An 11,116-nucleotide genomic window follows, 5' to 3' on the forward strand; every position below is an offset into this window, starting at 1 on the left:
GCTACCTACCGTCAACCACAAATATCAACTGTGACCTTTAGTTGTCACGTACAACCAGAACAGACTGGTTGGCATGGCGCACGACACGCGCCGCATTCGGTCCAAGCAGGAAGTCTTTCAGCTCAGGACGATGCGAGGACAAAACAATCAGATCAGTGCCCAGCTTATCTGCTGCGCTTGTGATCTCTTCATAGATCGTTCCGTGAGCAATATGCCCTTTCACATCCAGCTCCTCATCAGGAAGCTGCGTATCAAGAAACTCTTCAAGAGCCTCACGCGTACGCTCCAAGGCCTCAGTTTCAAACTCGCGAGCGAAATAACCACCAACGATAGATTTGCCAAAGTCCGGCAGAACCGTCACCACATGAAGCTGAGCTTTGTAATGACGAGCCAGATCAACAGCCACGGGAAGCGCAGTTTTCCAGCTGCTTTCTTCGTTCAAATCCAAAGGCAGCAAGATATTGGAGTACATTTCCCAACTCCTCAAAAATTATAGTTTTATGACACAGCCCGCTTAAAAAGCGGGCTGTGTTTGGCGTCGACGTTGAAGTGCAACAACCAGCAAGAGCAGAAGCAAAGCTGGAATGTAGAACAGCTGTTTTGGCAGTCGTTCTGCATCCACCTGAGAGCTTACGATCACAACCGGAACATCTCCGTAAAAGTCAAAGCCCTGCAGTTTTTCAGCAAATGTCGTGCCTGGGAATGGTTCATCAAGCACCACAGCTCCATCATCCTGCATGGTAACCAGACCAGATGCATCAAGTCGTGCGTCAGCCCCCTGCTCCTCACCAATTGATAGAGGCAATGTCAGTGTCAGGATTTTATCCATATCATCAAAATCCGGACCTGCGAGGTTAAGACGCACCATATCACCCGGCTGAGCTTCACCAACCATCTCCATGATTTGCGGACCTGTAGCAGTTACGTATGGATCCTGCACCTGATCGAGCCAGAAGCCCGGACGGAACAGCGTAAACGCAATGAGAAGCAGCGCTACAGATTCCCACAGACGGGAGCGCGCAAAGAAGTACCCTTGCGTTGCCGCAGCAAACAACATCATCGCCACCACAGAGACGATAAAGACGAAGACAGCCTGAAGTGGCTCAACATCAATCAGCAGAAGATCCGTGTTGAAGATAAACAGGAACGGGAGGGCTGCAGTACGCAAAGAATAAATGAAGCCCTGAACACCGGTCTTGATCGGATCACCACGACTGATCGCAGCTGCCGCAAAGGCGGCTAGCCCCACCGGAGGCGTCACATCCGCCATAATACCGAAATAGAAGACGAAGAAGTGAACTGCGATCAGCGGAACAATAAATCCGGTCTGCTCACCAAGGTCCACAACAACCAACGCCATCAGAGAGGACACAACAAGGTAGTTCGCCGTGGTTGGTAGCCCCATACCAAGGATCAAACTCATCACCGCAACCAGCACCAGCATCAGCAACAGGTTACCGCCAGACAGGAACTCAACCAATGCAGCAATCATCTGGTGCATGCCGGTCAAGGACACAGTCCCCACGATGATACCTGCAGCAGCGGTCGCAACCGCAATGCCGATCATGTTGCGAGCACCGCCGATCATGCCTTCAACGAAGTCCACAATACCCTGCCATGTGCGGCCGGCCTGAGATTCTTTACGGAAGAGAGCTTTCAACTGATGCTGGGTCACAACGATGAAGGTCATCGCCATAGTCGCGTAGAACGCAGACAGGGAGGGTGAGAACCGCTCGACGAGAATACACCAGATCAGAACAACGATCGGCAGGATGAAGTAGTAACCGGTACGGCCAACATCACCAGCAGCAGGCAACTCACTCACCGGCGCATTAGGATCGTCCACCTCAAGGTCTGAAACCTGCGCGGCGATATACACCAACCACAAATAGCCAGCAGCAAACAACGCTAGCACAACAGGGAACGTAAGTGCCGGGAATGCAGTCTTCGTCCAGCCCAGACCGTAATACACGGCAGCACCCACAAGTGTGATACCGATAAAGCCTGTCAAAACACCAATCAGGCGCTGCAAAATGGTTACATGAACCGGAGGCTTAGGCAGACCTTTCAGGTTCATCTTCAACGCTTCAAGATGCACGATGTACACCAGTGCGATATAAGAAATCACGGCTGGAATGAAGGCGTGAATAACAACCTGATGATAACTGGTGCCAGTGAATTCAGCGATCAGGAAGGCTGCAGCCCCCATCACAGGCGGCATCAGCTGACCATTCACAGAGGAAGCCACCTCAACCGCCCCCGCCTTTTCAGCAGGAAAGCCGGTCCGCTTCATCAAAGGAATGGTGAACGTACCAGTGGTCACAACATTCGCAATGGAAGAGCCAGAGTAAAGACCACTCATCGCAGAGGCAAGAACCGCCGCTTTTGCAGGGCCACCGCGCAAATGCCCAAGAAGCGCAAACGCGGCCTTGATAAAGTAGTTACCCGCGCCAGCTTTCTCCAGCAGCGAACCAAACAGCACAAACAGGAAGATCATGGACGCCGAAACGCCAACAGCAACACCAAAGACACCCTCCTCCTGAATCCAGTAATGCCACATGGCCTTACCGTAGGAAGCTCCGCGCCATTGAATGACGTCTGGCAGCCAAGGAGAGTTGCCAAACATTGCGTAGCCAACAAAAACCGCAGCAACAATAACGAGAGGCAGACCAAGGCTCCGGTAAACCGCAATCGCAAGCACAGTCAGGCCAGTGGTGGCCACAATCAGATCCATCTGAGTTGGAAGACCGGCGCGATTAGCGATCTCAGAGCGCATAATCACAAGGTAGAGACAAGCCGCAGCGCCTAAAAATGCGAGCACCCAATCATACCACGGTATGGTATGTCGTGGACTGCGGGAAAACAGAGGGTATGCAAAAGCAGCAAGCACCAGGCCAAATGCCAGGTGAATGTTTCTAACTGCGGAATTGTTGAAAATGAGATTGATGCCAAAGGTATCATTCAACCAAAATGGAACGTTCGAGGCCACATAAAGCTGAAAGACGGACCAGATAAAGGCAATGGCAGCAATCATCACGCCTAGCCCACCGGCCAGGCTTCGTGCGCCGGTATCTGCCTGAGCGACCAATTCTTGCGCATCAACTTGCGCTTTGTGTCGTTCTGGACTCATTTGCACCCCCAAATACAGTTCCCCCTTTGCCTTAGCTGTAAAGGCAGAGCAAGAAACCTACTAAATCTCATAGAAAGCCAAAAAATGCGGGGCCAGAACAGCCCCGCATCGTAGAAAACTTGGGTAGATTACATCCAACCACGTTCTTTGTAGTACTTCACTGCACCGTCATGCAGAGGAGCTGTCAAGGAAGCCTTGATCATCTCTTCTTCTTTCAGGTTTTTGAATGCAGGGTGCAGTTTTTTGAAGTCGTCGAAGTTTTCGAAGACAGATTTAACAATGACGTAAACAACATCGTTAGGCACTGCAGCGGAAGAAACGAAGGTTGCGCCAACACCAAAGGTGTTGATGTCTTCCGCGTTGTTGTACATGCCTGCTGGGATAGTTGCTTTACGGTAGAAGGAGTATTTGTCGACCAGATCGTCGATCGCTTTACCTTCAACGTTTACAAGCTGCGCATCACAGGTGCTTACAGTTTCCTGAGTAGATGCAGATGGGTGACCAACCAGCCAGTAGTAAGCATCGATTTTGCCGTCACAAAGTGCAGAACCAGCTTCTGCAGACTTCAGCTCAGTCGCCAGAGCGAGATCAGCCTTGTTCACGATACCTTCTTTTTCAAGAAGCTGCCATGTCGCATACTGACCGGAACCTGCGTTGCCGATGTTGACTTTCTTACCCTTAAGGTCGGTGTAGTTGTTTACGCCGGAACCTTTAGAAGCAAGCATTGTTACTGGCTCAGGATGTACAGAAAATACAGAGCGCAGCTCACCGAAAGGCTTGCCATCCCATTGGGAGCGACCTTCGTATGCATTCGCCTGAACGTCAGACTGAGCAACACCGAACTCCAGCTCACCATTTTGAATGGTGTTGATGTTGTAAACAGAACCACCAGTAGATTCTACAGAACAACGGATACCGTGCTCTTTACGGGTCTTGTTTACAAGACGACAGATCGCACCACCAGTTGGGTAGTAAACACCGGTAACACCGCCGGTGCCGATGGATACGAAACGATTTTCTGCCGAAGCTCCAGTTGCAACGCTAACCGCAATTAGCGCAGCTCCAACTGCAACATTGCTAAGTTTCATACGAACCTCCACTTAAGTTGTAATTGCGCGATCCCGCTACTCACGGTATCGCGAATAGGAAATCTTGGCATTTTAACCATCAGACACGCCTATTTCCCACTGGCACAGAATGAAAGATGCCAAAAGCGGTGAAATACGTACACATCTATTGCTTGGATTACCAGTAAACTCTCAAAGCCACCGGCAACAACCAAGCTGCATATCTATTCACCTAACAAACTGATTCAAATAATATTTTTTAGGTATATGAGCATTTCGCACACGCGAAAGCCCCACAGATATTTCACGAAAAACTGCCAAAAATCAGGTGATACACCAGCAAACTGCCGATTGCTTCCACAAAATAGTATACTAAGGTATTACAGATTTTGTGAAGTATCACGCTTCATTTCAAACAATATCTCTACGTTATTTCACCTAGAGAACTAATAATACCCCAAAAACCAAGGGATGAACGAGACGATTGCAGCGCTCTCCCACCTTAGAGCAGATTATAGCGGAAAGCGCATTTTGTGCACCGCACCCTACACTCTGCCAGATAAAGAACGTGCCAATTGGAAAAACAAGGAAACGAAACCCAACATTATTTAACTACTCACATTTACACTGAATTGGTTTCAGTAATTTCATCGCTTAGACAACATAAGAACGGTAAATAAGCGCAAAAAACGCTCCGTGTGGAAAATCGAAAAAAGCGCTTGCGCTAAGCCCCTGCAATCCTTAGAAGACCCCTCACAGGCAGCGACCTAACGGTCCCGCCGAGAGCCCGTAGCTCAGCTGGTAGAGCAACTGACTTTTAATCAGTAGGTCCACGGTTCGAACCCGTGCGGGCTCACCATTTAACCTCATGGTATATAAAGAGGTTTAGCAAAGCTCCCCTCCGGGAGCTTTTTGCATTTAGGCCTTGTGTCAGCACTATGTCAACAAATGAGAACGTTTCAGAATCCGATTTTGCTCTACTGAGCCCCTCAATTCCTCCTATATCTTACCTTTGGAAAAGCTGTGAATGCCGTCACTAGCTGTCATTTCTCCAGCGACTACTTAGATTGACACTCCCCAAAAGTTGATAGGGCGCTGTCATCAGTCGACAGAGCTTCAAGGCAAACTTACCATACCAAGCACTTTCAAGCCCCAATATCATTCGACCAAAACTCGGTTTTGTCACTTTCTTGTAATCAGGGTCATGAGTAGTCCTTCCAGCTTTTCTATCAAGGATTGAGTACGGATTAGCTAATCTCATTAAGAAACTGATCTATGAACTCAATTTCATCCTCACCCGAGCACGTGTCAGCGTCGACACAATAATCGAATGGGAATTCAATTAAGGAATTCTATTTTAAGTTTGAAGTGAAAAGTGCCGAATATCTCGCTATTCAGAATGATACTTTGCTTCATCCCACTGCCAGATCATCGGATTGATTCCGATAAGGCGGACCTTAAGAAGATTGACTGAACTGGATGTCGTAACTACGAGCATAACTTAAAGTGGCAAATACCTCATATTTCGGCAAATTGATCAGTCTGTTCTAAATAGCTGCCCGACACCTCTTAGCGCACTCCGTTTCTCAGCTTAAAACTGCACGAATAGTCTTGCGTTGGCGCCGTGGTCTAGGGTTTGGTCGGCGAGGAGGCCGTAGTAGTTGATGTTGAGTTGGATGTGCTCGGCCAGCCGGGATTCAAGGCCGGTTTCGATCAGGGCCACGTTGCGGGCGATTGGGACGCTGGCGACGGTGAAAGGGTTGCCGCTGTCGATGAAGCTTTGGGTGTAGTCGAGCGTATCGGCGGAAGAGTATTGCCATGCAGCCAAGCCAACAAAGCTTGTGTCTCCATAAAGGTAGTTGGAAAGATCAAACTCGCCACGAGTTCCCAGCGTCAGGAAAGTGAGGGAGTTGGATTGTCCATCTGCTTTGAGTGCTGCTGCGCCGCCGGTTTCGTTGAAGCCGGGGCCGGACAGGTAAGCATAGGCAACTCCTGCGAAAGGTTCCAGATTGCCGTAGGTGCTTTCCAACGTATACCCAAGCTCACCAAACACTTGCACAGAACCGGCGAACTGGTCAGATGACAGTGTTTCTTCCGGGAAGAGGCTTACATCGCGATCAGTTGCAATGTTGTACCATGTACCGGCAACACCTCCGCGCAGTTTGACGTTGTCGATCGGATTGGCACTGGCGTAGCCGCCGACACTGTAGCTGTCACTGTCAGATGATGCATCGATGGAACTGATGTCGATGGATGTTCTGCCAAAGCCTGCAACCACACCCAGCTGCACCATGTCAAAGTAGGTCGCATCAACACCAACCAGAACGCCGCCGACGCTTCTACCTGTGGTGCGAGCATTGCCATCGGAGAAGAATTGACCCCAGCTGCCGTAGACCTGTCCCCACATCGCAAAGTTGCTGACCGTGCGGGAAACGGTGTTGTCATCCACGTCTGCAGCAAAAGCGCTGTGGGCCTTGTAAAGGCGGTCATTCACCGCTTGTCGCAGGAAGCGGCTGTCTGCAAGAAGGATTGCACGGGTTGAAGCGTTGATTTCACCGGCAAGGGGATCGAGAAGAGCTTTAATCTGAACGTTGTTCATGGGCGCAAGCTGTGTGAAGAGTTCGCCGCTCTCATTAATGGAATCCAATGCCTGTGTGACTGCATATTCGTTGCGCGTATCTGCCAGGCCATCGAAGTTATTGGAACTTCGGATGAACTGGATCGCAACATCATTACCGTCTCCGGGAATACCGTAGATAACGTTCACATCTAACATGAACATGTCATGGCTAACTGAACTGAACGTGCCAGTCGGTGGCTCTGTCCCCGGTGCGGAGAGATTGTCGATAATGACGAACTCATCGCCTATTTTGACCGGTGTTGGACCCATAACGTTGACGAGATCAAGCGCAATGTCGTTCAGGTCCACGCTACCACCCACGAGGATCTGGATTTGATCAACATTTGTCATTCCAGATACCGGATCAGAGCCAAACTCCATTTCCAGCGTGCCGCCAGTGCCAGTCGCATCCAGACTGCCGAGCGTAATTATGCCGAACGAAGCGCCGGGGGCGATAACGCCGCCGTCCAGTGTCACACTGCCACTGGCAGTTCCATGCCCGCCCAGACGTCCCCCAGAGGCAATTGTAAAACCGGCTTGAACAGATGCAGTGTTAAAGTCTGTCGTATCGCCAATCAGCAACGTTCCTTGCTGAACCGTCAGGCTCGCTCCAAATGAGTTGCTACTGCTATTGAATACAAGCGAACCGCCGCCCGTCTTGGTGAAGGCTCCTGTGCTGGTTACAGTGTTCGTAAGCTGCAACGTCCTGTTAACGTTTTGCACCTCTACCGTACCCCCGGAAGCTCCAACAGTCAGCGCGTTATAGCTTTGCGTTCCAGTTCCGCTAAAAGCCAGCGTGGCTCCGTCCAGTGTGGTGGTTCCTGTGCCCAGCTGAGAGACCTGAGAGACCTGCAAGGTTCCCACAGAAACGGTCGCCCCGCCGCTAAAGGTGTTGGTGCCGGATAGGACAAGAGTGCCTGCTCCGGTCTTGATCAGGCTGCCTGCACCGGCCAAGTTGCCGGAAAGCGTCAGAGCACCTGCGGCACTAGTCACATCGAACGTGCTGGCACCTGTCCCCAAAGCCACGGTCGATAAGGTGGCATTGGTGCTTGCTGTATAGCTAAGGGAGGTGCCATTGAGTGTAGTGGTCCCTGTACCCAGCTGATTGGCAGCCGAGATCGACAACCCACCGCCATTAACGGAGATAATACCGGAGTAGCTGGAGTTGTTACCTGATAAGGTCAATATACCAGATCCGGTCTTCGTTAGTGCACCAGAGCCGGAAAGGTCTCCGCTATAGGTTCCGTTTGTCGCTTGAGTAAAGGCCACAGTAGCCCCATTGGCGACAGACATGTCTCCCTGAATGTTTAAGCTATCGCCTTGCAGCGTTCCCGATGAAACTGTTGTTCCGCCGCTATAGGTGTTGGTACCGGTGAGGATGAGAGTACCGGCTCCGCTCTTGGTTAAGCTGCCCGTGCCCGAAAGGTCACTCGAAACCGTAATACTCGCTACACTGTTGCTGACATCAAGCGTATTGTCAGCGGAACCTAAAACCAAATCCGCGAGGGTGACAGCGCTTGTACCTGTGTAATTGAGAGACCCACCATTGAGGGTAGTGGATCCCGTGCCAAGACGGTTCAGGTCATCAACTTGCAGTACTCCCGCTGAAATAACAGTCCCACCGCTGTAGCTGTTCGTCCCAGAGAGAACCAATGTCCCGCTGCCCTGCTTGGTTAAGATCCCTGTTCCCGAAAGATCGCTGCTAACCTCAAGTGTCCCAGAACTCTCAGTAACTTCCAAGGCGCCGCCTGCAGCACTTAAGACAAGATTTGAATATGTGGCACTTGTTGTTCCGCTGTAGCTCAGCGTTCCGCCGTCAAGTGTCGTCGTGCCTGTTCCCAAACTGTTGATATCATCAACCTGCACACTTCCATCAGTTATGGTCGTGCCACCGCTATAATCATTCATGCCGGTCAAACGAAGAACGCCGGCCCCGTCTTTGCTAAGGTTGCCTGTTCCTGTCAACTCGCTTGAAACTGTAAAAGTGGCAGAGCTCTCCGAGACCTCAATCGTTCCGCCGCTACTGCCAATCGTTAGTGCAGAGGTTGAGCCACTTGCTGTGTCAGCATATAAAAACCTCCCACCATTAAGTACAGTAGAGCTATCATCCAGTTGATCAATATCTGTAACGCGAAGCGTCCCACCCGTGATCGTGTTGGTTCCTGAGTAAGAGCTGTTGTTCCCTGTCAATGTGGTTGTGCCGCTCTCAATGAGAACATCGCCGTCTCCAAAGAGCCCAGCATCAAATGTGTAATCTGTACTCGTATGATTAAAAACGATCACATCACGATTAGCTGTCAGGCGTACTTGATTGCCAATGAACGTACCAGCTGCTGTTGCCGCCTCACCGGTCGCGGAACCAATATTTAATGTTCCACGAGCCCCAGCTTCTTGACCAAGTACCAATCTGCGATTTCCGCCAGTAATCTCTAAAACACCACCATCAGAGAGTGTGATGGTCGCGCGAGCTGAACGACCTGCCACAATATTGGTTGCAGCCGTCCAGTTCGAGCCCGTGCCCGTAACAACAACTGAGCCCGTACCATTGAAGAGACCCATCGTGTTGTTCGCACGCGTATCAAGCGTCCCACCATCGGAAACGGTAATGGTTGCATCTTCTTGTCGGCCAATGATTATGTTTCCTGAAACAGTCCAGATTGAATCCGAACCAGAGATTGTCACCGCTCCATTACTGCTTGCAAATTCAGAAACAATAGAGTCTTGCGAGGTAACCGAACCACCATCAGAGATATCCAAGTTGCCACCAGCAGCTCCAGTTGCTCCAACTACAAGCTCGTCAGAAACATTCCAGGTTGATCCTGCTCCAGTTACATTCACTGTACCTAAATTGTTAGAAACGCCAAGCTGTCCATCTGTACTTGTAACGCTAGCGCCATTTTCAACATTGACAGTACCAGTACCAGCTATACCAACACGCAAACGATCACTCAGATCCCAAGTTGAACCTGCATCTCGAATAGTAACAACTCCAGTGCCACTACCGCCATTGTTTTCGCCAACGGAGCTTTCACCTGTAATAAGAGCTCCACCTTGTTCGACAATCAGATCGCCCGTTCCACCATTCCCAACGATCAAGTCGTTATCAATGGTCCATGAAGATCCAGTTCCGGTAATCGTCGTTGTGCCTTGAGACCCAAGCACTCCAACACGGCCCTGAGTACTAGCAACAGTAGCTCCATCTTCAATATTGAAGATACCCGTCCCTCCACGCCCAACACGAAGATTACCATCTGCAGTCCATGTAGAACCACTGCCAGTAACTGTCACCGTTCCTGATGAGCCATTCGTACCTAACGTGCTTACATCACTGGTTAAGTCTCCGCCTTGTTGAACAGTTAACGTGCCAGCTCCGTTGTCACCAACGACGAGCGTGCCGCCAACATTCCAAGTATCTCCATGTGTGGAACCGGGCCCGCCAACCGTCTGGTTTGGGCCCAAGGGATTATCATCATCAATCACAGCCTGCGCATATGCGTCAGGACAAGCCCATAACAATAATCCTAGAACTAAAACCGACCGTTGAAAGCGCAGAGTCACTATTTACTGTCCATTGGCTATGATCCATCTGCTATTACTTTAAGGGAGATGCAAATAAAATCTCTGCAAAATTCCATTTTCCTTAAATAAATTAACAGTAAATTAAATAACAATATCACACATGAATACTAAGTGATAAAATATTACAAATATAAAACTGAATTCATCTTGCATATACTCAAGGTGCGAGGTTTCATATTTCAGCCATTATTAGGTATACCTAAGCAAGGTGGGCTATGAAATAGTGAAGTGTCTAGCCATTGAGCGAGTTGAAGTTGCTCGGATATGAGTGCTAACGCAGCCAACGGTAAAGTTCACGCAATCCTCAGATTGCAAACAGCCTGATTCTTTCATCGAGTCGTCGATATCTCTCAGAAGAGCCAAACTCACCTTAACTGCAGATGTGATTAGTTGCCTCGGATCACATTGTCTGCAAGTTGCAACACAACGGACAAAATAAGCAATCACTACATTGTAGAGGCGAAGGTAATAGAGGGCTCGTTTGGGCGGTGGTTTCAACTGGTGGTCGCAACACTTTAATCTTTGAATAAAGATGGAGTGTTCGACATGACGTATCGCCGCCGTATTTACTATTCTGCCGCACAACGAGCCGAGATTTGGGATCGATGGCAGCGGGGAGAGTCGATGAGTTCGATTGGTCGTGTGTTTGACCGGCAGTCCTCCTCGGTGTTTTCTGTCATTTCTCCGACCGGAGGCATCCGCCCTGCCGATCGGCATCGT

The 11,116-nt window shown here is 50.0% G+C and carries 4 protein-coding genes and 1 tRNA gene; 1 reads left to right on the forward strand and 4 read right to left on the reverse strand.

Annotated elements, in window-relative coordinates; translation table 11 throughout:
* Positions 1–37: 37 nt before the first annotated feature.
* The 3 genes from PPL9_RS08890 to PPL9_RS08900 all read right to left on the reverse strand — a co-directional run bounded on the left by PPL9_RS08890 (position 38) and on the right by PPL9_RS08900 (position 4,218).
* Positions 38–472, reverse strand: a complete 435-nt coding sequence (locus PPL9_RS08890) for a universal stress protein (RefSeq protein ID WP_057462369.1) — start codon at positions 470–472, stop codon at positions 38–40.
* 42 nt (positions 473–514) lie between these two features.
* Positions 515–3,130 carry a TRAP transporter permease gene (locus PPL9_RS08895; protein WP_057462370.1) on the reverse strand — a complete coding sequence of 872 codons (2,616 nt, stop codon included), beginning with the start codon at positions 3,128–3,130 and terminating at the stop codon, positions 515–517.
* Between the two features lie 128 nt (positions 3,131–3,258).
* Positions 3,259–4,218 carry a TAXI family TRAP transporter solute-binding subunit gene (locus PPL9_RS08900; RefSeq protein WP_057462371.1) on the reverse strand — a complete coding sequence of 320 codons (960 nt, stop codon included), beginning with the start codon at positions 4,216–4,218 and terminating at the stop codon, positions 3,259–3,261.
* A gap of 762 nt (positions 4,219–4,980) precedes the next feature.
* Between PPL9_RS08900 and PPL9_RS08905 the strand changes: the two genes are divergently transcribed.
* Positions 4,981–5,056: transfer RNA gene (locus PPL9_RS08905), tRNA-Lys, on the forward strand.
* A gap of 732 nt (positions 5,057–5,788) precedes the next feature.
* Here PPL9_RS08905 and PPL9_RS08910 read toward each other — a convergent pair.
* Complete coding sequence (locus PPL9_RS08910; RefSeq protein WP_161831254.1) at positions 5,789–10,276, reverse strand: autotransporter outer membrane beta-barrel domain-containing protein; 4,488 nt, start codon at positions 10,274–10,276, stop codon at positions 5,789–5,791.
* Between the last annotated feature and the right edge of the window lie 840 nt (positions 10,277–11,116).

The organism is Pseudovibrio sp. POLY-S9 (assembly GCF_001431305.1).
GTDB lineage: Bacteria > Pseudomonadota > Alphaproteobacteria > Rhizobiales > Stappiaceae > Pseudovibrio.